Here is a 23,975-nt window from a genome sequence, read left to right as displayed (position 1 = left end):
AGCGCTTTCCGTTTTTGCAAGCATTGCGTTTACATGTCATTTTGCGACTTGAATTTTTACTTTTTAGCTTGATATTATAAGCTAGTCACAGACTTGTCGGCGATGTGGACGCAGGCTGCAAATAGCAGTAACATCGGGGCAGGCGTCTTTTCGACGACTAATAACAATATTCCTTTGCCTGGACATGTTCGGGCAGCCATAAATAATACAAGGTCTGAAGAATGCTTGAAAAACGCGAATTTTATATCAATGGGCAGTGGGTATCGCCAGCCAAAGCGAACGATTTTGATGTCATTAACCCCTCCAATGAAGAGCCATGTGCCGTCATCTCCCTCGGGGATCAGGCCGATACGGATGCTGCTGTAGCCGCAGCCAAAGCGGCTTTCGAAACCTGGTCTGTTACTTCGAAAGAAGAACGTATTGCTTTGGTTGAGCGAATTCTTGAAGAATATATGGCGCGTTCCGCGGATATGGCGGCGGCTATCAGCATGGAAATGGGCGCTCCCATTGATATGTCCTCCACACAGCAAGTGGGTGCCGGCGGAGCCCATATCAAGAATTTCCTGCGTACAGCCAAGGGTTTTGAATTTGAGCGCAAACTCGGGGAACATGCACCGAACGACCGGATTATCTATGAAGCGGCAGGGGTCTGCGGTTTGATTACACCCTGGAACTGGCCGATGAACCAGGTGACCTTGAAAGTCATCCCGGCCTTGCTTGCCGGGTGCACAATGATTTTGAAACCGTCTGAAATCTCGCCGCTGTCTTCTTATGTCTTTGCTGAAATCATTGATAAGGCAGGCGCTCCCGCCGGTGTGTTCAATCTGGTAAATGGAGATGGCGTTGGTGTTGGCTCGCAACTATCCTCGCACCCTGATGTGGACATGATTTCCTTTACGGGATCGACCCGCGCCGGAATTGCGATTTCGAAGAACGCGGCGGAAACGCTTAAACGGGTTCATCTGGAACTGGGTGGCAAGGGCGCGAATATCATTTTCGCTGATGCCGATGAGAAAGCCGCGAAGCGGGGCGCCATGCATTGCTTCAATAACACAGGCCAATCCTGTAATGCCCCGACACGCATGCTGGTACAGCGTGAAATCTATGATGATGCCGTCAAAGCCGCTGCGTCTGCTGCCGATAGTGTTGCGGTCGATATCGCATCCAAGGAAGGACGCCATATTGGTCCTGTTGTCTCTGAACTACAATATAACAAGATTCAGGGGCTGATTGACAAAGGGATTGAAGAAGGCGCCAATCTTGTCGCAGGTGGACCGGGACGTCCCGATGGCCTCAATCGCGGTTATTTCGTTCGTCCGACAGTCTTTGCGGATGTGTCAAATAGCATGACAATTGCCCGGGAAGAGATTTTTGGCCCTGTGCTTTCCATCATCCCGTTTGATACGGAAGAAGAAGCTATCCAGATTGCCAATGATACGCCCTATGGTCTTACCAACTATGTTCAAAGCCAGGATGGCGAGAAACGCAGCCGCGTTGCAAACCGTCTTCGCTCGGGCATGGTTGAAATGAATGGCCAGTCTCGCGGTGCCGGTAGTCCGTTCGGCGGCATGAAAGCATCCGGCAATGGTCGCGAAGGCGGTGTTTGGGGACTGGAAGATTTTCTGGAAGTCAAATCCGTTAGCGGCTGGGCAGAGTAGGTAGACAGCCGGTCGAACCGGTCAGTTGTTACCCTTTCGCACCGGCCTGATCTGAATATGAATACTGTTGAGCTCTCTTGTATGTAGGGGAGCTCAACAATTTCAAGCCAGCAATATGCTAGATAGTTAGGGATTTAGAGATTGCTTAGCGCGACATCATCCAGTCGTCAGCGCTTGCCTGAGCGGCGCTGATTTGTGCGTCGGACATTGCCTGTATCAGGATTGATTGTTGCTTTTCCGCGTCGTCATTTCCCGACGCTGTCGATATTTTCCACCATTTGAGGGCCAGTACCATATCCGCATGAACGCCGAACCCCTTGGCGTAATGCAGCCCTGCGGCGAATTGTGCCTCCGGGTCTCCAAGCTCCGCCGACGTCAGAAACCAGCTCATAGCCGCCTTGTAGTCCTGTGGGACACCAAGACCCAGACGATACATCATGCCAAGATTATATTGTGCCCGGGATTTTCCCTGTTCGGCAGCAAGAGAATACCATTTCACGGCTTCTCCATAATTTTGGGCAACTCCCCGTCCATTATCGTACAAGAAACCCAAATTGGTTTGGGCGTCAGCGTCGCCTCGTTCTGCGGCAATTCTATACCACCGGGCCGCCGTTTCGTAATTTTGATTAACCCCGCGACCATTTTCATATTGGACAGCCAGATTATGGCAAGCATGGATATTATGCTGCTCGGCTGATTTTGAGTACCACAACGCTGCAGTTGCCAGGCATTTCTGCACGCCTCGGCCACGGGCATACATCAAGCCAAGGTTAAATTGCGCATCGGCATTTCCCTGTTCAGCGGAAAAGGTGAACCATTTGGCGGCAATTTTATCGTCTTGCTGTATATCTTTTCCAAGGAGGTATTTCAGACCCACTTTAAATTGCGCGTCCGCATTTCCCTGTTGAGCTGCCAAAAAAGGCACCGGCGTTCCCCTTAACTATGCTGTCAGTCCTGCGACCAACATTTCCCTGCATTTACTTTTTCATATAATAGGCGAACGTAAATGGTTAGTCCCGAAATTTGTTTTTATGTCTGGATTAATTGTTACGAAATTTCCGCATTTCGAAGTGTAACAACTGTCACATATCAAGTGAATGACGGCGCAAACAGGCAGATGTAAATTGATTTGTGAATCTACTTTACGTAGGCTTCCCCAAACGTAATGCTGCGGCGCGAAAATTTTGATGCATTGCAAAAAATCAAGATAAATTGAAGCAGGATCTATGCTATGGGCGGGATAATCTGGTTGGCATCATATCCGAAATCCGGGAATACCTGGCTTCGTGTCTTTCTGCATAACCTGCTTCTCAATACAAACGAGCCGGCGAGTATCAACAACCTTAATAGTCTCACAATCGGCAGCAGCAACGAATACTGGCTCGAAAAGGTTACCGGTCGACCTGTTGATAGTTTTACGGAAAAAGAAGTTGTTGCTCTGACTCCCAAAATACATAGAGCTTTTACCCGGTTAAGGTCAGATTCGGTATTTGTCAAAACTCACAATAGCATGAGTAAAGTACATGGAGTTCCGTTAATTACGCCAGAATATACCGCGGGTGCCATCTATGTTCTTAGAAATCCGCTTGATACGGTTATATCGTTAGCAGAACATTTCGGAATTTCGCTGGATGACGGCATAGATATGCTGAATGATAAACATTCTGTAATATCTTCTGACACTACGCAAACAGCCGAGCATCTCGGCTCCTGGTCGAACCACGTCATGTCCTGGAGGGCTGTTAACAAGTCAGCGCTGCATATTTTGAGATACGAAGATATGCTGTACAAGCCTGAAAAAGCGTTTGGCGGGCTGGCTAAATTCCTTGGCTTATCGCCTCCAAAATTTCGACTTAAAAAAGCAATAAACTTCTCTTCATTTGATACATCGCGCAAGCAAGAACAGGAAAAGGGCTTTATAGAACAATCGGATAAAACGGACCGGTTTTTTCGGGTTGGTAAAGCCGGGCAGTGGAAAAATATATTGAATGACGATCAAATCAGCCGAGTTATTGATGCTAATTTCGATGTAATGGAGGAACACGGGTATCTTCAAAATTCAAAAATCGGGATAAGCCGAGCCGGATAAATCGCGGGCTAGTTCAAAGCCGGCCTGAAACAGATTTGTCCATATACAATATCGCAAAACTTTGAAAGTCACGGCGCATAATTGTATTCCGGCGTCGATTGATAATCAGTCACCGATTTCATCTCATAAAATCTTCCGTGATAAAAACTTGACCACATGGTCAGTTTTTGCCTAACATCTATACAGTTGCCTAAGCTTTAGGCGACTGCGAGGGGGGTTGGCGCAAATAGCATAGAAATAATCAATAATAATGACGACTTTTCGTGCATAGTATCGCGTCGCTTTTGACCATCGAACGTTGGCATAATTCTTGAAATACTGACAACAAGAAGTTGTAATTATTTTGTAAGAACGGGGAGAATTGAAATGCAATTAAGGAAGATCGTGTCGATCATTGTCGTAGCATTTACGATGATGATAACGGCATTTGCCGCACAGGCGGAGAAAATTAAAGTTGCTGGTATTTATACGGTACCAGTCCAGCAAAAATGGGCCGGTACATTGCACCGTGCCCTTGTTGAAGCCGAGAAAGCCGGACAAATCGATTACGTTTTTTCCGAAAAGACTGCAAATACCGACTATGTAAGGGTGATGAGGGAATATGCCGAAGGTGGCGCGCAGCTCATTGTTGGCGAAGCGTTTGGCATCAGCCGTGAAGCGCGAAAAGTCGCAGATGATTACCCTCAGATCGCCTTTCTGATGGGTGATCCCGGAGAAGAGCATGGTGATAATTTTTCCGTTTTCGATAACTATATTCATGAACCTTGCTACCTGATGGGTGTTCTCGCCGGTTCGATGACGAAAACGAACAAAATAGGCATGATCGGGGGCTATCCAATTGGTGAGGTAAATCGTCTTTTCAATGCGTTTATGGCAGGAGCTCGATCTGTCAATCCGGACGTGGAATTCAAGGTCTCCTTCATTGGTTCCTGGTATGATCCGCCGAAAGCCAAGGAATTCGCGTTTGCCCAGATGGAGTCCGGTGTTGATGTTTTATATGCGGAACGTGCCGGAGTCGTTGACGCCGCGCGGGAAAAAGGAATAATTGCATTTGGCAATGTCAATGACATGAACAAGGAAGAAAATGGCACGGATGTCGTGGTTGCCTCTGCTTTGTGGCATATGGAAGCAGCCATCAATAACGCCATTGCGGATGTTAAGGCCGGAAAGTTTGAAGCTGAAAACTACAAGGAATGGACGATGATGCAAAAGGGCGGCGCTTCTTTGTCTCCCTTCTATGAATTTGATGCAAAGGTTCCGGCTGCAGCAAAGGCCAAGGTTGAGGAACTGACCGCGCAGATAATGGACGGAAGTTTCGAGGTTGAGATTATCGACGAGCAACCGAAATCCACTTTTTAAAAATGAGAACGGGTGCGGATTTATTCCGCACCTTTTCATTTATAACGGCTGCGGGGGTTAAGTGGCACAAACTGAAATCGTCCTGAAAGTCGACCAAATAACCAAGAGATTCGGAAATTTGGCGGCTAACGACAGCGTTACCTTCAAGTTGGAAAAAGGCAAGGTTTTGTCTCTGCTCGGAGAAAATGGAGCAGGCAAAACCACATTGATGAATATTATTTTCGGCCATTATACGGCTGATGAAGGGCGCATTGAGGCCTTTGGCAAGGAGCTGAATGCCAATAGCCCAGCGGAAGCAATCGGACTCGGAATCGGAATGGTCCATCAGCATTTTACATTGGCTGAGAATCTCACTGTGCTGGACAATATCATTCTGGGTACAGAGAAATTATGGCATTTGACCCAGGCGAAAACTGAAGCGAGAGAGCGTCTGAATAATCTTTCTGTCGAGTTCGGGTTGAAAGTCGATCCCGACGCCATGATTTCCTCACTTTCCGTCGGAGAACGGCAGCGAGTTGAAATTTTGAAAGCTCTATATCGAGATGCGCAAATATTGATATTGGATGAGCCGACGGCCGTGCTAACACCGCAAGAAACCGACCAGCTCTTCGCGACATTGAGAGACATGGTGGCGAAGGGCCTGTCCATTATATTTATCTCTCACAAACTTAATGAAGTATTGGCCATCGCGGATGATATCGTTGTGTTGCGGCACGGAAAACTGGTTGCCTCTTTCCCGGCCGCTACTGCCTCCCGCGAGCTGATAGCAGAAAAAATGGTTGGCCAGACAATCCCGCAGCCGAAGCGAACCAGATTTTCGCCCGGTCCCAGCCTCCTGGAAATGATGTCCGTTCGGGTTTTGAACGATGAAAAACGACCTGTCCTCGAGAATGTCAATCTGACTGTCCGGCAAAATGAAATTGTTGGTATCGCAGGTGTGTCCGGTAACGGCCAAAAGCCCCTATCCGAAGCCATTGCCGGATTAGCACCTCCTGCTAGCGGATCAATCATGATAAGAGGGGAGCAAGTCACGGAATTCTCTCCGCGTGCTATGGTTCAAAAAAAAGTCGGACGTGTTCCGGAAGATCGGCACGAACAAGGAGTGATTGGAGATTTTACGGTTGCCGAGAATATGGTTCTTGAAAATTATCAAACTTCGAGCTTCTCCAAATTCGGCCTGTTGAAATTAGAAACCATTTTTAAACATGCGGCAGCATTGATTAAAGCGTTTGATATTCGCGGGGCAGACCCGAATACCATAGTTCGCGGCCTGTCTGGCGGTAATATGCAGAAGGTCATTTTATCCCGGGTTTTAGAAGGCAAGCCGGAAATCATTATCGCCAACCAACCGACACGTGGATTGGATGTAGGGGCCGCTACTTTTGTTCATGAACAACTTTTTAACGCGAGAGAAAATGGTGCAGGAATTATTGTCATCTCTGAAGATTTGGAAGAATTACTTGCAGTCTCGGATGTTATTGTTGTGATGTATCATGGGCAGGTCAGTAAGCCGATATCTGTTGCTGACGTCACTTTGCAGGAACTCGGTCTATTAATGAGCGGGGAAGGCTTCGTGTCCGATAGCAAGGGGGCACGTGATGTTGCTTGAACCGCGGGTAAACACGCCTTTATGGATGACAATTTCAGCGCCAATATTTGCTGTTTTCGTCGTGCTAATTTTATGCGGGGGGTTAATAGTTTGGGCCGGAGCCCCCTTATTCGAGGCTTATGTTGCCTTGTTTAAAGGAGCTTTTGGATCAAAATTTGCCTTAAGTGAAACACTGGTTCGCGCCACACCTCTCATTTTTACAGGTCTCGCGGCGGCAGTGGCATTTCGTGCGAAGCTATGGAATATTGGCGGGGAAGGGCAGCTTTACATGGGCGCCCTGGCTGCAACGTATTTTGGGACTGGTTTTATTGAACTGCCGCCGCTTTTGATGATCCCTTTTTTATTCATTGTCGGGATACTGGCAGGCGGCCTTTGGCTTTTGTTGCCCACACTCCTAAAGACCCAGTTAAAGGTAGATGAGGTTGTTACAACCTTGCTTTTGAACTTCGTCGCGTTGCTTCTGGTAAACTACCTGCTTTTTGGACCCTGGAAAGATCCGCTGGCGATGGGCTGGCCGCAAGGTGCGCCCATAATTGATGACGGTATTCTGCCGAACCTTGTCGCTAAGACGCGACTGCATGGGGGACTGATCTTCGCGGTTGTGGCGTCAATCGGCATGTGGGCCTTTATGAAATACAGTAGTTGGGGTTTGGAAGTTCGGGCTGTTGGGTTTAGTCCGGAAGCCTCTCGCTTCGCCGGGATACCCATCAGTAAAACTGTAATCAGGACAGCGTTGATTTCAGGCGGCCTGGCAGCTTGTGCGGGCGTCACCGAAGTTGCCGGGACCAAAGGATACCTGACCCTCGATATATCTCCTGGTTTCGGTTATACGGGGATCGCCGTTGCAATGTTGGCTGGTTTGAACCCGCTGGGTGTGGTTATTTCGGCTTTATTTATAGCGGGGATTTATAATGGCGCAGATTCCATGAGCCGGGCCATGGATGTGTCCAATTATATTGCGGATGTGATTACAGCCGCCTCACTTCTTTTAGTGTTGCTTGCCGTGATGCTCACACGCATGCGCATTCGCTGGCGATAGGGGGGGAACGCATATGGAATTTTTTGATATGTTTCTCACAGTCGGCTTTTGGGCAGCTACAGTGCGTATGGCCACTCCGTTAATCTTCGGCACATTGGGAGAGCTTATCTGCGAGCGGGCGGGCGTTCTCAACCTTGGCATCGAGGGCATTATGACAACCGGGGCGATGGTTGCCTGGATGTGGGTTTACCAGGGCGGCGACTTGTGGAGTGCCGTCTTTGTCGCCGCTTTTTTCGGTATGCTGTTCGGCTATCTGCACAGCATTTTTTCAGTATATATGGGCTTGTCACAGCATGTTACTGGTATCGGGATTACGCTGCTGTCCACCAGCTTGAGCTATTTTTCATTCCGGATGTTGCTGCCGGGGGTCACTACACCGCCAAAAATAGTACCTTTTGACGAGTTCCCCATTCCGTTTTTGGCAGATATTCCGTTGATTGGGGAGGCTTTATTTACCCAGTCTCCACTGACATATGTTGCTTTTATCATGGTTGGTGTTGTCGCATACGTACTTTATAGAACGCCCGTTGGTCTGGCTGTGCGCATGGTCGGCGAAAATCCAATGGCCGTTGAGGTTCAAGGTATTGACGTCTATCGTGTAAGAATGGGCGCAGTGATGGTTGGCAGCGCTTTCATGGCCGTGGGCGGTGCTTTTTTAACCATATCCGTCTTCGACGCCTTCTATTTTGATATGGTCAACGGACGTGGGTGGATATGCGTTGCACTGGTTATCTTCGCGTCTTGGCGACCTGGAAAAGCCCTTCTAGGTGCCGTTCTGTTTGCAGCATTTGACGCGTTACAAATTCGGGTGCAGCAAGCATCTAGTTCATTTATCCCCTACCAGTTTTACCTGATGATGCCTTATGTCTTCAGTATCATTGCCCTTATTATCATGTCGAGAAAAGCTGCGTACCCCAAGGCATTGCTTGTACCGTTTAGACGCGGGCAGCGATAGAAGGTTCGTCGAAGGAGCTAATGGATGCTAGATTTAATTGTTCGAAACGCGCGCACCTTGGCCGGGGGCGATAATCTTGTTGATATTGGCTGTCAGGGTGGCCTGATTGTTGATATAAGTCCGCAGATTGCAGCTGAAGCGTTGACGGAGTATGACGCAAAAGGATATTTTGTATCGGCACCATTTGTCGACAGCCATTTCCATATGGATGCGACATTGTCTTACGGCCGCCCGCGGATAAATGAATCGGGTACTCTGCTGGAAGGTATTGAACTCTGGAGCGAAGTTAAACCACTCCTGACCGCGGAAGATTTAAAGTCACGCGCTCACGCTCTGTGTCGTTGGGCAATCGCTAAGGGCAACCTCGCGATCCGGTCACATGTGGATATTTGCGATCCCTCGCTTCTTGCCGTCGATGCTCTCTTGGAAGTCGTTGAGGAAATCAAGCCTTATCTCGATTTGCAGTTGGTGGCTTTTCCGCAGGATGGATTTTATAGAGATCCCGAGGCGGAATCTCTCTTGTTACGAGCTCTTGATAAGGGTGTTCATGTGGTCGGCGGAATTCCACATTTTGAGCGAACTATGGCGGACGGCGGTGCTTCTGTTACCCGCCTGTGTGAAATAGCCGCGGATCGAGGTCTTCGAGTTGATATGCATTGTGATGAATCGGATGACCCCAATTCACGTCACATCGAGACACTGGCGCGCGAAACAACAAGATTGGGTCTGACAGGACGTGTATCAGGATCACATCTGACATCCATGCATTCAATGGACAATTACTATGTGTCGAAGCTAATTCCGCTTATGCAGGAAGCGGACATCCACGCGATTGCTAACCCACTCATCAATATAACGATCCAGGGCCGCCACGATACCTATCCAAAGCGCCGGGGCATGACCCGTGTTAAGGAGTTGAACGCGGCGGGGATCAATGTCGCTTTCGGCCATGACTGTGTCATGGATCCCTGGTACTCCCTCGGAAGTCACGATATGTTGGAGGTTGCCGCAATGGGTCTTCATGTGGCGCAGATGACCGGGCAAAAAGAGATGAAAGCTATGTATCGGGCCGTTACCGAAAACGGGGCTAAGGCACTGGGACTAGAGAATTACGGCCTGAATGTTGGCTGCAATGCAGATATGGTTGTCCTGCAAGCGGGCTCGGACATTGAGGCGTTGAGATTGCGACCAGCCAGGCTGGCAGTAATTAGACGCGGATTGGTGATAGCCGAAACGCCTGAAGTTCGGTCTTCCTTAAACCTTGGCGAAGAAGCCTGTCAGGTTGATTTTCTGAGAAATTGAACATTTCGTACATAGGGTCACCACAAGTAGATATCGAATTTTCTACAGTAGATTTTTCTAATATTTCAATTATAGATAGAAATAAATTTTCTAAAAAGTAACACAATCTAAAGTTTTAACGCGCATTTTATGGACATGTTTTCCAAGCAAAGTGGCACATGTACATGAAAATGAAGTTTACAAAAGGCAAATCTAAGTCCTCTAAAATACAATCATACAGCATAAAGGCTGAACTGTTTTGGACGCCGCGTCGCATACTTGTGGCGTTGGCAGTTGTAATCTCAGCCGGCCTGTTGGCAGGACAGACGTTGATTGCCGACAAATTTACCGAGTTTTCGTTGCAAAGCTTCAAGGACAACGCGTCTGACACTCTGACTTTTCTGGTCAACGACCGCGTAAGGCTGCAGTATGCGGACAAGATTATTCCGCAAGTAAAAAACTGGTCTCGGCATGAGCCACTGGTAAAATCGGTCAAGGGGCAAAAGCCCGAAAATATTGAAATCCAAGCGACTGCTTTTCATAACGACGCGGTGATTACACGGCAGGAATTCTTTTTGGTTACCACCAACATTTTCGATAAGAACATGAAGCTTTTGGCAACATCGTCAAAGGGAAACAAGGAAACTGTCACCTCGGTTCCCAGTTTGAATGAAAAACTTCTAGCTCGGGATAAAAAAACCAGCAGGACAGCTGTTGCGTATTATTGGCGGACGAAGGACGGGCGACCGGTGCACAGTGTGATTGCCCCGATTGGAGGCTTTCGGCTTGCCGGTTTCATTGAAGTTGTCACAAATCCTTTCCCGCATCTCACGGGGCTAGGGGAATATCTTAACGGTGATCTTGTTTTCAAGGATAAAAAGGGAAATATTCTTCTGGAAGATAATTTTCGAAATTTTGCCGCTCCCCCTGAGATAACGTCGCCGGACATTGCGAATGAACAATCTAATGAGGAAGTTACAGAGGTTGCAGAAGCTGCAGAAATTGCAGAAGTTGCAGAAGTATCTCCCTCTCCTGTTTTTATCCTGGATGAACTGGAAGTCAGTATTCCAGACAGTACCGGAGGTGTTTGGGTGGTCGGCTATCTGACCAGAGATGTGAGTGAATTTCTTGCCCTGACCAAAGAAATCCGTAATTTTTCCATGCTCCTCATCGCAGCTGGAATTGTTCTGGCATGGGTTGTTGGCTGGGTTCTACTGAATTTTTCCCTTTTCGGTAAAATTCGCGATTTCTCCAAAAAGCTCACGGAAATAAGTAAAGGGCATACGGATATTGACCTTCCCAAAGTCGGTAAGGATGAATTCCTGGATATGGTGAACGCACTTGCAACGCTCAGAAAAAGCGTGGAAGATAGCTTCCAGCTCAGAAATATGATTGAAAGCAGCCCCGTGCCGACGGCTTTGGTCGGACTGAAAGGGAGTACCTATTTCGTTAATAAAGCCGGCCAGAATCCAGACTTGGAAAATACCGCTGATCAGGGTGATAAGCCCGTCAAAATCTGGGATGTTATAGGTACCGAGCCGGAAAAACTGGTCAATATAAGTGACGAAAAACAACTTCCAGCTACTGAGATTATTACTATCGGCAACAAGAAGCTGGAACTGGTGATCGCGGCTGTTCTAAACGCGAACGGTGACCACATCAAAACCATGGTGACGTGGGAAGATGTAACCGCGCGGGAAACCATGGCGGAAGAAATTGACTTGCAGCGTCAACAAGCGGAAACCAGGGCGAATGAAATAGTTGCGCAGAAAAAATCTGACGAAGAAGAAGTAAGACGCATAGAAACATTGATTGACGGCTTTGATACTAATATCGCCGGCAAAATGTCGGCAGTCGAAACTGCTTCAGACCAGGTGAAAAGCAGCGCGGGTGAAATGGCCCAGATGATTGAGCAAACTCTTGTCAAGACGCGGGAAATGGATGCGACATCAAAAGAGACAACCCAAAATGTTCAGATAGTTGCCGAAGGCGCCGAAACCCTCGTTAAGTCCGTGGATGAGATTAAGATACAAGTAGAAAATTCTTCATCAATCAGCGCGACGGCTGTGGATCACGCAGCCTCGACATCTGAAACAATCCGGGGCTTGGTGGAGACAGCGAACAAGATTGGTGAAGTGGTTTCACTGATTGAAAACATAGCCAGCCAGACAAATCTTTTGGCATTGAACGCAACAATTGAAGCCGCTCGTGCCGGAGATGCCGGGAAGGGGTTTGCCGTCGTCGCAAGCGAAGTAAAAAGCCTTGCCAGTCAGACGGAAAAGGCGACAGAGGAAATATCCTCCCAGGTCTCGGCAATTCAACAAGCCACATCTACTACCGTCGATCGAACTGACGAAATAACGAAGACGATTTCACAAATGGATGATGCAACGTCCAGTATTGCGGCAGCTGTGGATACTCAATTAGCCGCAATTAATGATATTACTGTGAATGCGCAGTCGGCAGCCCGATCTACCTTGCACGTGACGGAAACTGTCATAGAAATCGGAGAAGATGCAACGCAGACCGGCGGGGCCGCGGCTAATCAACAATCGGCAGCCAATAGTATGGTTGAAGATTTTCACGAGATGCAAAAACAAATCAAAGGATTTCTGTCCGGCATACAGCGTCGTCACGGCTGATTGAAAAAAAATCGGACTCCTTCGGATCTGGCGGTTATCGACCGGAAAAATTTGGGGCCCGTTTTTCAACGAAATGAGCGACACCTTCTTTGAAATCCTCACTCGAAAAACTCTTGAGCATTTCCTCATTTCCAATGGCTACTGCTTCATTTAAAGATTGGAACTGCGCATTGTAGACCTGCCGCTTCATCACGGCCATGGAGCGAGGAGACACGTTTGTCGCGAGATCTTTCGCATAGGCTTGCACGGCGGGTAACAGGGAATCGGCTTCATGGACCTGATTAACCAAGCCAAGCTGTAATGCTTCTTCCGCGGTTACTTTACGGGACGAAAGTAGAAGATCGAGAGCGGCCGAATGGCCGATTAAACGCGGAAGCATCCAGGAAATTCCGTGTTCGGCGATTAATCCGCGCTTTGCGAAGGCCGTCATAAAAATGGCATCCCGGCTGGCGAACCGCATGTCACAATACAGCGACACGACCATGCCAAGACCAGCCGCAGGACCGTTAATTGCAGCAATTACAGGTTTGCTGAGAGATGGAAAATAAGAATATTGGGTTTGATAGTCCGCAGGAACAGCCACATTGTAAGGACGGGTTCCATAAACAGCGCCAGGCTCTCGTTTTTCAGACCCGTCTTCAATACCGCTCAGCAAATCCATGTCCGCTCCGGCGCAAAACCCCCGGCCTGAGCCTGTCAAAATAATGACACGGACCGCATCATCCTGTTCCGACTGTTCCATGGCATCGCGAACTTCCCGTTCCATTAGCCGCGTCCAGGCATTTAGCTTGTCCGGCCGGTTGAGTGTCACTGTTGCGACACCCTCGTGTATTTCGAATGCTATATGCTCGTATGTCATTTTGATCCCTTTCATTTTTTGTTGTTATGGGGGTTGGAAGACGAGAAGCAATTCAAAAAAATATCTTCCGCCAATTCCAAAGCTTTATTACCTACGGATTTTCCGGTTCGTAGAATTCAGTATCCAGTTCCTCAACCTTTTCAGCCAGAAATTTACGGACGTCCGTGACGGCCTGATTATATTGCGATGGTCCAATACGTTGCAGCATAAACTCAACAATCGTCATTGCCCGATATTCACTAAGTTCCTCGTCGAATTGTTCCCGGTAAAATCCCGATAATGCACCCGCTATCTCTTCTTTTCTATCCATAGACAAATTTATACGCATGTTTCCTCCGCGAATAAGGTTTGCGGTCAGTAGTCTTCACTCTCAATCATGATGACACATTTACCGTCGACTTTTCGGTCGATGACGGCATCCATGGCTTGCCTGAAATCCGAAAGTGAGAATTCTGCTCCGATTTCTGGATTGATTTTACCGTCGGCGTGAAGCTTTAAAACGCCTGCAACCATTTCGTCCAGAACGTCGATATGCTGTTCGCGACTGCCTCCTGGCGACCAGCCAAAGAAATGGCCCAGATTAAACCCCATGGCGGAAATATTTTTAAGTAACAGCATATTCGCAGGAATTTGGGGAATTTCGCCGCAAGCATATCCAATGGTTAGCAAGCGACCTTCCCAGGCCATTGCCCGTATTGATTGATGTGTGACCTCTCCGCCAATACTGTCGTAAACAACATCAACTCCGCGTCCATTCGTGATTTCCATAACAACATCGCGAAAATTCGATTGTCGATGATCGATGATATGATCGGCTCCGTGGCGCTGGGCGGCCTGGCAATGCTTTTCCCCGCCGGCAACAGCAATTACAATCGCGCCAACCGCCTTTCCGATCTCAACTGCAGCGAGCCCGACCGCTCCAGCGGCACCGTGAACCAGAAGTATTTCCCCGGCTTTCAGGTTGGCGCGTCGGACCAATGCGCCATAGGAAGTTGTGTAAGAGGTTATGAGCATTGATCCGGCAGCAAAACTCATTTCGATGGGAATTTTGTGACACGAAAACTCGGAGGTGACGTTGAAGCCGGACATGCCGCCACTGTCCACACTGCACATCACGTGATCTCCAACGGCAACACGGCTGACGTTAGGACCAACAGCTTCAACAATGCCACCGACTTCAGTGCCGGGAACAAAGGGAAGGGGCGGTTTTCGTTGATATTTCCCGGCAATATTCAGGGAGGTTGCGAAACTTACACCTGCAGTCTTGTTGCGGATCAGTACTTCACCGGTGCCCGGCGCTTCAGGTTTAGGGACAGTCTCTAATTTGGCTTCCTCTTGATAGGGACCGTAATTTCGTACGATGATCGCGCGCATATGTAAAATTCCTGATTTTTATTTTTATTGTGGCTTTCAGGATCACTATACCGGCACCTTTGGCGAGAGCAAGTTATTGACTTGTATTTCAGTATAAAATTGACATCGATTTTTCGCACGCTGGTTTAACGTAAAATAAATAAAATATGGCCTAAAATTGAGAAAGTTTAAATTCTTGATTAGTGAGCAAGTGTGCGCAGCAACAATACACAAGATGAAAGATATGCCGTTTTCTTGGCCATTCTATTGATGGCCTGTAGTTTCGCTTTTCTTTTTTCCCTTCATTTTGCGCCCGGTAAGGACAGCCGAGAAGTAGCTGTCGTCTTTAACCCCACCTTGTCCGCTGGTGACATTGTCCGGCAACTGGCACCCTTAGAAATCAAGTTTCAACGAATTGGGGCGATTGAGAGCATTATGGTTCTTAACCTCACGCACTCAAATCAAATTGAGAAAATATATGACGTCGGTGCCTGGCTGGTTCTGGACGCCATATTTGCAGGTGGATGCCTTACATCTACGCGGAAAAACAATACAACAATGATTGGAAATACGTAATGAGAACGCTGGATACCCTGAGATCAACGATCTCCAAGATCATTCTTTTTCTCCTATGGATCCATGTTGTGGTGATATCTGTCAGTGCCTATTTGCTGGGGGCTGATTGGATTACACTATTGGCCGGAAGTGCCATATTTGCAGCATTGCCGACGGCAGCATGGCTCATGGCAAAACGAGAAGCCCTTTTCCGTTATCTGGCTGCTGTCTCATATATGGTTCAGGTTTCGTTGCTGGTTTATGCCTTCGCCGGCCATCCATGGCAAATCGATGTTCATATGTATTTTTTCGCAGCGCTTGCAATTATTGCGGCGCTATGTGACTGGAAAGCCATTTTAATAGCAGCCGCAACCGTCGCAACACACCATTTGGTTTTGAATTTTGTCTATCCAGCCGCAGTATTTCCAAGCGGGGCAGATTTCTGGCGAGTAGTCCTCCATGCAACGGTAGTGATCTTGGAAACAGGAACCCTGATTTGGCTTACCTACCGTTTGTCTGAAGCATTTGCCTCCTCCGAACTGGCGGTGGAAACAGCTGAAAATGCGGTACGGAATGCTGAAGAAGAAAAAGAGAAGGCGCTAGAAGCAAGCCGTGTGGCCGCCGCTGCCCAAGAAGAAGCCGTTATGGCAAAATCTGAGGCTGATAAAATGGCAGCAGAGAAATCCGAGCTGGAATCCGTGAACGAATTGCAAGTCAAACAGCAGCGGGATGAAATGGCGCAGGAATTTGAAACTTCAATTTCAGGCATCGTAGACCTTGTATCTGAAAAATCCAGTGCCTTGGCGGCATTGGCTGACCAGATGAAGGTATTGTCCCATGAAGTAGGTGATAAAACGGAGACAACAACTCAGGCAACCGAGCAGATGTCAGAAAGCGTACAATCTGTGAATTCCGCCACCGAAGAGATGGGGAACTCAATTCGCGAAATTTCTCAACAGATCGGGCAATCCAGCACTGTGGCCAAGGATGCGGCAAACAGGGCCAAATCCACGACCGCAACCATGGGCGATCTTACCGTGGCGGCAGAGGAAATCTCGGAAGTTGTCAATCTGATCAATGACATTGCTGAACAGACCAATCTCCTTGCGCTGAATGCTACGATTGAGGCTGCGCGCGCCGGTGAAGCCGGCAAGGGTTTTGCGGTTGTTGCATCCGAAGTTAAAAATTTGGCGACACAGACGGCACGAGCAACCGAAGAAATAACGGGTAAAGTTGGCAGTATCCAACAAGTCAGTAATCAAGCCGCATCTGAGATTCAAACAATTCATGAAACGGTAAATCAAATTAGTGAGGCAACAACCTCCATCGCCTCAGCTATCGAAGAACAGACAGCGGTAACCGGAGATATTTCCGGAAGTATCAAACGGGCCTATGAAAGTACCCAACAAGTGAAATCCGATGTCTCCGACATTAAGAATGTGACAATCCGAAGTGACAGTGCGGCAGCTGATTTCGTTCAACAATCAGATGCCCTGGCGAGTGATACGTCTAGCTTGAAATCTGAGATAATCGGCTTCGTACAGAAAATGCGCACGGGCTGAGACCCCTGAAAATAGTGTGTGACTAATCTCATTCTGCGTTAACATTTCGGGTCGCATGTTGACATGCGGCTCGATTACGATACAAGTCCAGCTCATATAGGAACAGGCGTGCGAAACAGGTAGCCAAGGGTGCCGGCAGCCATTCCATTTCCATTGGCAGCGCTGATGAAGAGCTAGAAAGTAAACATGATGAGTAAATTTTCGGATTCCGGACTTAACCAATCCGTCCTGCGTGCTGTGCAGGAGGGTGGTTATGAAGAGATGACCCCAATCCAGAGCCAGGCTATCCCGAATATTCTCGAAGGGAAAGATCTGGTCGGGTTGGCACAGACCGGAACCGGTAAGACTGCCGCCTTTTCACTTCCTATCATCCAGAAGCTATTGAAAGATGAAGGCAAGCGTAACCCGAAGGAAGCACGGTCTCTCATCCTTGCCCCGACCAGGGAATTGGCAGTCCAGATAGCGGAGAACATCAAGGGTTATACCAAATATCTGCATTTGCGCATGGCGCTGGTTTACGGGGGCGCATCTCCCAAGTCGCAAGTAAAAGCCATGCTTTCCGGCGCTGATATTCTTGTCGCAACGCCGGGCCGACTGCTCGATTTAATGAACCAAAAGCATATCAACTTACAGTCTGTTGAATTTTTGGTATTGGATGAAGCCGACCGGATGCTTGATATGGGTTTTATCCGCGATATACGGAAAATCATCGATCGCTTGCCTAAAGATCGGCAGACAGTTCTTTTCTCGGCAACAATGCCGAAATCCGTTGAAGGTCTTGCCGCCAGTATTTTAAAAGACCCGGTGCGAATACAAGTTGCGCCAACCGCGACGACTGCGGAAAAAGTGGACCAGCATGTCCTGATGGTTCCAAAAGGCCGCAAGCGTCAATTGTTGGCACATTTACTTAAAGATGAGGCGTTGAAACGCGTTTTGATCTTTACCCGGACCAAGCATGGTGCGAACCGTGTTTCCCGGCAGCTTGAGCAATTAGGTATTTCGTCCGGCGCAATCCATGGCAATAAATCCCAGAATGCCCGTCAGAAAGCCTTGAACGAATTTCGAACCGGCGATATTCGGGCGCTGGTTGCCACAGACGTCGCGGCCCGGGGCATAGATGTAAATGACGTTAGCCATGTGATCAATTACGAAATCCCGAACGAGCCTGAAAGCTATGTGCATCGCATCGGTCGAACGGCTCGTGCGGGAGCGGCGGGCGTCTCTCTCTCCTTTGTGGATCATGACGAGCGCAGTTATTTGCGAGATATCGAAAAGACCATCCGAAAGCAGTTACCGCTTATGGAAGACCATCCTTTTCACAGCGAAGGGATCGCGCCATTGGCGGAAAAAGATGACAGCGGAACCACGGACCGGCCCAATAACCGAAACCGGCGCTCAAATTCGGGTAAACACAAACCGAACCGGCGTATCAATCAACCCAAATCCAATAGTGCCAAACCGGGAAGTGGCGCGCAACGCAAAGGCCGGCCTTCAAATCGTCGGTCGCGGCCCGCCAAGTCAGGGGCGCAGGGTTAATCAAACTGCACTTTGCCGCGTGTCTTTTTTACATTCCCCCGTCGCTGCTTTTTCTCCAGGCGTTTTAGTTTTGAAGAATAAGTCGGTTTGGTCGGTCGACGATATTTAGGCACTATGCAAGCTTCTCGGATCATTTCCGCCAACCTTTCAACAGCTGCTTTTCGGTTGCGGTCCTGGCTACGATGTTCGCTGGCCGTCAATATCAGGACACCCTCCTTGGTCATTTTTTGACCGGCGATTTTCGTCAATCGATGGATAACCGCTGCCGACAGGTTTGGGCTATGCCGCGCGTCAAATCGGATTTGTACGGCCGTTTCTACTTTGTTAACATTTTGACCGCCTGGTCCGGAAGAGCGAATGAAACTTTCCTGAATTTCATCTTCATCAAGGGAAATGCTAGCGGTAATTGGTATCATTTTTCAAGCCGCAGAAAATTAGTTCATTTCAGTTAAACGTAAAAGCCAGCCTTCGATCCGATCGCGATTGACATCAAAATCCGATCGCCCGTAATTTGAACGGCTGTAAATGGCAAGCGTACTGCCACTAACGCTTGCGGGTAAAATCTGGATAGAGACATGATCAGGCCAGCCCACCCACTTTGTCCTGACTACAAGTTCAAAGGTTGTGCTTGTTTCCGACAATATCTTGATGTCGGATTGCTCTTTGATAAGGCTTTGTAGGGCCGCATGTAGTTTTTTGGGACTGAATGGGAAATCAGGAGCGACAAGGCTGGGTTTTGATTTTAGGCAATAATCGGGCGGGCAGACTAAAAACCAATTTGGGCTATCTGCCGGCGTCACTGTTGCGAAATCCGTTTTCGTGGTGTCGCCAGCGGGTAAGACATTTTCCCATAGAGGTGTAAATCTCAAGATGGCGAGACCGACTAGAGCTATACCGAAAATCGCGATAAGAGGCTTCAATATCTTACGAAACATAATAGGTTCCTGGTTTCAAAGGCTTAGTTCGATGCTAGAATTTCAAGAGCACCGGTTCCGCCTAAATAATGATCGACGGTGGCTCTATTTTCTTCTGACAATTCATTATAACGTCTTTTAAGATCCTGCAAGCATTTCACCTGATACGGGAATACGCCTTGACTGTAGGGATGATCCAACAAAGTCAGGCTGAAACTATCCTGGCCCTTGGATATGGCTTGTGCATTTGCTGCGAGAAAAGGAAGGTAGACATAGCCCGCAAACTCCAACAGGCCCTGTGTGGCAGCGGGCAGAGTATCTTTTGCAGCCCAATCACCTTCAATACCAGAAGCATCATCCATTTGTCGCAACCAGCTCTCGGTCCGTTGGGCAATAGCCCTGATAATGGATAACGGCGTTGGATCTGTGGCCAATACTCTCAACTGACCGTAAAGCCCGAAGTCACCAATAGAGGGACGGGTGCCAAACAGGAACTCATATTGTCCGACATGGGTTTCAAGGAGCGAGAGGATACGTTGATATCCTGTTTCGATAACCGGTGCATTTTCCGGTGTGCAACCTACGAGAGGCATACGCCCGATCTGGCGTTCGGCGAAGCTTTTAGCCATTGAGTCGCGTTTTTCTCCCACATCATCAGGGAAGCTGTCGTCCGCGATCCAGTAGCTCGCGTAATGAATATCCGCATCATATGTCCATCGATAATGAAACATCATTTTTGTGCACCATTCGTCCGCCATATCTTCAATCAGGTGAGACAAGAAAGCATGTGCTTTGTTCTTTGGGATCACGGAGCGGGCGTCCGGGTGACGGTCTTCTAGCCGATAGATAAGAGGCGTGCTGTCAATATGCAGACTGCCATCTTCAGGGAGTTTCAAAACGGGTACCAGAGCCGGCTTGACGGCCTCAAATTCAGCCCGATTGCGTGTCGTCCGCAATACCCAATTGAAGGGCAACCGTCGATATCGCATCAATGCTCTCATCTTTAGCGAATAGGGGGAGCCGTTTGATCCGATTAAGGTATATGGCCCAGACTGTTGTCCGCTCATTATTTTTCTCCTTTTTGCAAGCGAAGGAGAAGTCTATTGCAATTGCGCGGGACGGTCCAGTCGACAATACCGATAGCTGCATCAGGAATTATGGTTCAAAATTTGAGGTCGGTTAGCCGTCTTTTGGTCCGGCGAAAAACCAGATGATAAGTCCAAGCACCGGTAAGATAAGAACCAACAATATCCAAAGTACTTTTGCGCCCGTAGAAGCGCTACTTTGGAATATTTTCACGATGGCATAGATATCCAAGGCTAGAATAATCAGCCCAAATATTCCTCCAAACTCCATATTATCATCCTTCATTCGTGCAGCAATTTACTCAATATAAACGGTCTCGTCGCTATTTCGTGTATTTTTTATTCAATGGCCCGTTTTACAGCGTCCCCGGTCAATAGGCCGGAGTGGGTATCAGGTGCAGCGATGACGGATAACGCATTTGCAGATGCCGCCTTGAGGCAAGTGACGATATCTGAACCAACGGATGCGAACGCGGAGAATGTTGTCGCAAAAGAATCTCCTGCACCTGCTGTATTCCCAACTTCCGCCTTACCGGCAGGATAGAATTCAATGCCATCTTTTGTCCCGGCATAGGCACCTTCTGCGCCATTTGTAATCAAGACTATTTTCGGTCCCAATTTACAAACTTCCGCCACAAACACTTCAAGCGAGCGGCCCGCCAGTCCTTTATGCAGCAGAACAGGACCCCCGGCATGATCCGGGATAGCATGTACGCGATTGCCTTTGGGGAGTAGGGTTAGCGCCAATTGTTCGGCTTCCACCGCATTAACTGAAATCAAATCTACAAAGGGCAAGGCTTCGATCATGTCACCCGCCCAATAGGTGAGCTGTCTAATCCCGGGATTAGTGGCAACGAAGGCGCCGGATTCTTTAGCGGCTTGAACGATATGCGTAAGGCAGGCCGCCGAATTACCGGATAGACTGGCAATGTAAACGAGATGGCGATCAGCAAATATTGCCGGGTCGATTTCACTTTCTATCAATGTTGTGTTGGCGCCCCTGTTCGTAAAAATTGTCGGATTACAGACATGGGACGTGACCATGATCGCCTTGCCTGTCGGCATTTCGGCATCCTGAATGATGAGGTCAGTCTTTATCCCCTCGACACTCAGTCTTTCGACGATTTCCTTGCCTTCAAGATCATCACCGGTCCGCACAAAGGTACTGGTGGAGAAACCAAGGCGCGCCAGCGCCACGCCTGCGTTGGTGCCGCCTCCACCGACTGAAGACTTAATTGAACTAACATCTATTTTTCGACCTTCCTCAAGTAAAAGAAAGGACGAAGTGGCATTGGTCATTGTGATGCGCTCGATGTCTTCATCGGGGACGATCGCGATCACATCAATGGTCGCAGACCCAAAAGTCAGCGCATTTAATCCGGTAAAACTCATTCTCAGGCTTTCTTTGGTTGGAGGTCATGTCCGACCAGTATTTGTCGGCTTTCCTTAGCAGCTGTTTCAAACAGGCTTCCTGTTGTTGTTTCCAAAAAGGCGGGAAGAGGGATCTTTTCCTGCTTGATAAACCCCTGAGCAGGCAACGAACCCTTACGGACCATTTCAATGACACCGCATACTGATGCCGCCGTTGTCCAGGCGATGGCGGTCCAGCTTTGACCGGCCATTTTTATGGGGTAATAGCTACGGACATACTCCTTACGCTGCAGACGGCCCTGTATTTCACCTTCTGCCGAAATATGAGCATAGACCACATCATCGTCGACCCTCGGTTTTGCGTGGGTCAGGATCGTTCCGGCCTGTTCACGGTTCTCGCGCATCAACAACTCGTGAAAAAAGAAATTCATCAGCTTCACGTGACCTGGATAGCGCATGGTCTTGTAATCCAGGTTTTCCACTTTGCCGTCATAGGTTTCACACATGGTGCCAAGCCCTCCGGAGGTGGTAAATGCTTCGAGTTTTTTTCCATCAATCAAGATGGTTTCCACCCACTCCATGGGGGATACCCATTTTCGTTGCCCTTCTTCGATGACTTCACAGTCATTTAAATATTCATTGACCACCCCTTCAGGAGACCAGTTAAAAGCATAGCCCAGCAATCCCGTCGGGTTTTGAGGGAGCGCACCGATACGCAGGCGAATGGTGCGAACCGTGTCGAATTGTTCAGCAAGGTTCGCACCGACAATGCCGACAAACCCAGGCGCTAGTCCACATTGTGGTGCCATTACGGTGGTTGCCGTTTTACTGAGATCGAGAACGGCCTGGGTTGTTGCAACATCTTCTGTCAGGTCAAAATAGTGAATTCCAAGCTGGTGCGCGGTTCGCGCCACATCAATATTCAAAAAATAGGGCAGGCAGGATAAGACAGCTTCAAATGGCCGAAGAATTTCCGGCAACAGCGAAACATCCGCAATGTCATGGGCTTGGGTTTCAAAGGAAATTTTTGTCCGTAGCTTGCGGCTATCAATTCCAACGACCTCGAAGCCAGCTTCATACAATAAAGTAGCGGCAAGAGAACCGACATTTCCCAAGCCCAGAACAGCAATCTTCGAAAAGGACATTTTTTGCTCCATAATCTGTCGTTATTTGCAGTAGTGCACGCTTGTTGCAGCCTTGCCCGATGAAGAGTAGCCTGTTCTTGTTATTGGAGCATCATGAATAGAGAAAATGCCCGTGATAGGAGACTATAATGCGCCGCCATATTGTTTGTCTGAGTTTTGACTATGATGCTGTCTCGAGCTGGATTGTCAATGGCCGAACGACACCGACATTAATGTCCCGAGGGGAATTTGGTGAAGTCGGTACGGAACGTGTTCTAGATTTACTTAAAGAGTATGACATCCCAGCTACATGGTTCGTTCCTGGTGTTACCATCGAAAGCTATCCTCGGACATCCGGGATGATCGCCGAGGCTGGGCATGAAATTGGGCATCACGGTTGGTCACACATACCACCCGCAAGTTTGTCATTTGCAGAAGAACAGGATCAATTGGCTCTGGGAAATGAAGCCATTGAGCGCCTCTGTGGCCGCAAAGCAATTGGATACAGATCACCCTCCTGGGATTTGAGTGCGCATAGCGTGGATCTTTTGCTTGAGCAGGGGTTTAAATATGACAGTAGTATGATGGGGAACGACTATACGCCGTATTTTGCGCGAACAGGCGATGTCATTCATCCTGACGCCCGTGTGGATTTCGGGCCTCCTTCCCAATTGATCGAAATGCCCATCAGCTGGTCAACAGATGATTTTCCGCATTTCGAATATGTTCGATCAAAAACGTCTGTGCTGCCCGGTTTGCGGTCAACGGAGGATGTTCTCAATAATTGGCTGGGTGATTTTGAATATCTAAGGCGCAAGATGGATTGGGGTGTTTTGACATATACTTGTCATCCCTTTTGTATTGGACGCGGGCACCGCATGCTGATGCTTGAAGAATTGATCCGTTCCTTGATCGCCGGCGGGGCCGTTTTTATGACGATGGCTGATGCAGCGACGGAATTTACCAATCGTATTAGTGAATAAG

At 48.4% G+C, this 23,975-nt stretch carries 22 protein-coding genes; 12 read left to right on the top strand and 10 right to left on the bottom strand.

Features of this window, described 5'->3' with window-relative positions:
* Nucleotides 1-221: 221 nt before the first annotated feature.
* Nucleotides 222-1,658 (top strand): aldehyde dehydrogenase family protein, encoded by a 1,437-nt coding sequence (locus NBZ79_RS17440; protein ID WP_251933891.1) that lies wholly within the window; start codon nucleotides 222-224, stop codon nucleotides 1,656-1,658.
* A 145-nt stretch (nucleotides 1,659-1,803) separates the two neighbouring features.
* Here the strand turns inward: NBZ79_RS17440 and NBZ79_RS17435 are convergent, their stop codons facing one another.
* Nucleotides 1,804-2,583, bottom strand: coding sequence for a tetratricopeptide repeat protein (locus NBZ79_RS17435; protein WP_251933889.1), 780 nt, complete (start codon nucleotides 2,581-2,583; stop codon nucleotides 1,804-1,806).
* A gap of 306 nt (nucleotides 2,584-2,889) precedes the next feature.
* Here NBZ79_RS17435 and NBZ79_RS17430 point away from each other — a divergent pair, with 306 nt between their 5' ends.
* The 7 genes from NBZ79_RS17430 (at nucleotide 2,890) to NBZ79_RS17400 (ending at nucleotide 12,632) form a co-directional block, all read left to right on the top strand.
* Nucleotides 2,890-3,747 (top strand): sulfotransferase domain-containing protein, encoded by an 858-nt coding sequence (locus NBZ79_RS17430; protein WP_251933887.1) that lies wholly within the window; start codon nucleotides 2,890-2,892, stop codon nucleotides 3,745-3,747.
* Nucleotides 3,748-4,158: 411 nt separating this feature from the next.
* Nucleotides 4,159-5,106, top strand: a complete 948-nt coding sequence (locus NBZ79_RS17425) for a BMP family protein (RefSeq protein WP_420854623.1) — start codon at nucleotides 4,159-4,161, stop codon at nucleotides 5,104-5,106.
* 61 nt (nucleotides 5,107-5,167) lie between these two features.
* Nucleotides 5,168-6,715, top strand: coding sequence for an ABC transporter ATP-binding protein (locus NBZ79_RS17420; RefSeq protein WP_251933883.1), 1,548 nt, complete (start codon nucleotides 5,168-5,170; stop codon nucleotides 6,713-6,715).
* On the top strand, nucleotides 6,705-7,754 hold the full coding sequence (locus NBZ79_RS17415; RefSeq protein ID WP_251933881.1) for an ABC transporter permease: 1,050 nt from the start codon (nucleotides 6,705-6,707) through the stop codon (nucleotides 7,752-7,754). Before NBZ79_RS17420 ends, NBZ79_RS17415 begins: the two co-directional genes overlap by 11 nt.
* Nucleotides 7,755-7,767: 13 nt before the next feature.
* Nucleotides 7,768-8,709: an ABC transporter permease gene (locus NBZ79_RS17410; protein WP_251933879.1), complete on the top strand. Its 942-nt coding sequence runs from the start codon at nucleotides 7,768-7,770 to the stop codon at nucleotides 8,707-8,709.
* Between the two features lie 24 nt (nucleotides 8,710-8,733).
* Nucleotides 8,734-10,011 carry an amidohydrolase family protein gene (locus tag NBZ79_RS17405; protein WP_251933878.1) on the top strand — a complete coding sequence of 426 codons (1,278 nt, stop codon included), beginning with the start codon at nucleotides 8,734-8,736 and terminating at the stop codon, nucleotides 10,009-10,011.
* A gap of 170 nt (nucleotides 10,012-10,181) precedes the next feature.
* Complete coding sequence (locus NBZ79_RS17400; RefSeq protein ID WP_251933877.1) at nucleotides 10,182-12,632, top strand: methyl-accepting chemotaxis protein; 2,451 nt, start codon at nucleotides 10,182-10,184, stop codon at nucleotides 12,630-12,632.
* Between the two features lie 34 nt (nucleotides 12,633-12,666).
* Here NBZ79_RS17400 and NBZ79_RS17395 read toward each other — a convergent pair whose 3' ends face one another.
* The 3 genes from NBZ79_RS17395 to NBZ79_RS17385 all read right to left on the bottom strand — a co-directional run bounded on the left by NBZ79_RS17395 (nucleotide 12,667) and on the right by NBZ79_RS17385 (nucleotide 14,865).
* Nucleotides 12,667-13,491: an enoyl-CoA hydratase gene (locus NBZ79_RS17395; RefSeq protein WP_251933875.1), complete on the bottom strand. Its 825-nt coding sequence runs from the start codon at nucleotides 13,489-13,491 to the stop codon at nucleotides 12,667-12,669.
* Nucleotides 13,492-13,582: 91 nt separating this feature from the next.
* The gene (locus tag NBZ79_RS17390) at nucleotides 13,583-13,819 is read right to left on the bottom strand and encodes a DUF2164 family protein (RefSeq protein WP_251933873.1); all 237 of its coding nucleotides are present in this window, start codon (nucleotides 13,817-13,819) and stop codon (nucleotides 13,583-13,585) included.
* A gap of 26 nt (nucleotides 13,820-13,845) precedes the next feature.
* A complete protein-coding gene (locus NBZ79_RS17385; protein WP_251933872.1) occupies nucleotides 13,846-14,865 on the bottom strand; it encodes an NADPH:quinone oxidoreductase family protein in 1,020 nt (339 codons plus the stop codon).
* 192 nt (nucleotides 14,866-15,057) lie between these two features.
* On the opposite strand from NBZ79_RS17385, the gene NBZ79_RS17380 reads away from it, so the two are divergent.
* From NBZ79_RS17380 to NBZ79_RS17370, 3 genes are all read left to right on the top strand, one after another.
* Entirely contained in the window at nucleotides 15,058-15,420 is a 363-nt protein-coding gene (locus NBZ79_RS17380; protein WP_251933871.1) for a hypothetical protein, read from the top strand.
* Nucleotides 15,420-16,961 (top strand): methyl-accepting chemotaxis protein, encoded by a 1,542-nt coding sequence (locus tag NBZ79_RS17375; RefSeq protein WP_251933870.1) that lies wholly within the window; start codon nucleotides 15,420-15,422, stop codon nucleotides 16,959-16,961. Before NBZ79_RS17380 ends, NBZ79_RS17375 begins: the two co-directional genes overlap by 1 nt.
* A 186-nt stretch (nucleotides 16,962-17,147) precedes the next feature.
* Nucleotides 17,148-18,497, top strand: coding sequence for a DEAD/DEAH box helicase (locus NBZ79_RS17370; RefSeq protein WP_251933868.1), 1,350 nt, complete (start codon nucleotides 17,148-17,150; stop codon nucleotides 18,495-18,497).
* On the opposite strand, the gene arfB is transcribed toward NBZ79_RS17370, so the two are convergent.
* From arfB to NBZ79_RS17340, 6 genes are all read right to left on the bottom strand, one after another.
* Complete coding sequence (gene arfB, locus NBZ79_RS17365) at nucleotides 18,494-18,913, bottom strand: alternative ribosome rescue aminoacyl-tRNA hydrolase ArfB (protein WP_251933866.1); 420 nt, start codon at nucleotides 18,911-18,913, stop codon at nucleotides 18,494-18,496. The two genes, NBZ79_RS17370 and arfB, sit on opposite strands and share 4 nt — an antisense overlap.
* A gap of 18 nt (nucleotides 18,914-18,931) precedes the next feature.
* Entirely contained in the window at nucleotides 18,932-19,432 is a 501-nt protein-coding gene (locus tag NBZ79_RS17360; RefSeq protein WP_251933865.1) for a DUF1499 domain-containing protein, read from the bottom strand.
* Nucleotides 19,433-19,455: 23 nt separating this feature from the next.
* Nucleotides 19,456-20,478: a glutathione S-transferase family protein gene (locus NBZ79_RS17355; protein WP_251933864.1), complete on the bottom strand. Its 1,023-nt coding sequence runs from the start codon at nucleotides 20,476-20,478 to the stop codon at nucleotides 19,456-19,458.
* Nucleotides 20,479-20,590: 112 nt separating this feature from the next.
* The gene (locus tag NBZ79_RS17350) at nucleotides 20,591-20,767 is read right to left on the bottom strand and encodes a PLDc N-terminal domain-containing protein (RefSeq protein ID WP_251933863.1); all 177 of its coding nucleotides are present in this window, start codon (nucleotides 20,765-20,767) and stop codon (nucleotides 20,591-20,593) included.
* A gap of 68 nt (nucleotides 20,768-20,835) precedes the next feature.
* On the bottom strand, nucleotides 20,836-21,888 hold the full coding sequence (locus tag NBZ79_RS17345) for a carbohydrate kinase family protein (RefSeq protein ID WP_251933862.1): 1,053 nt from the start codon (nucleotides 21,886-21,888) through the stop codon (nucleotides 20,836-20,838).
* 2 nt (nucleotides 21,889-21,890) lie between these two features.
* Complete coding sequence (locus NBZ79_RS17340) at nucleotides 21,891-23,012, bottom strand: saccharopine dehydrogenase family protein (RefSeq protein ID WP_251933860.1); 1,122 nt, start codon at nucleotides 23,010-23,012, stop codon at nucleotides 21,891-21,893.
* 128 nt (nucleotides 23,013-23,140) lie between these two features.
* Here NBZ79_RS17340 and NBZ79_RS17335 point away from each other — a divergent pair, with 128 nt between their 5' ends.
* Nucleotides 23,141-23,974, top strand: coding sequence for a polysaccharide deacetylase family protein (locus NBZ79_RS17335; protein ID WP_251933859.1), 834 nt, complete (start codon nucleotides 23,141-23,143; stop codon nucleotides 23,972-23,974).
* Nucleotide 23,975 lies beyond the last annotated feature (1 nt).

Source organism: Sneathiella marina, from assembly GCF_023746535.1.
Classification (GTDB): Bacteria; Pseudomonadota; Alphaproteobacteria; order Sneathiellales; family Sneathiellaceae; genus Sneathiella; species Sneathiella marina.
Note: the sequence above shows the minus strand (reverse complement) of the source record. Positions and strands in the feature narration are given on the sequence as shown.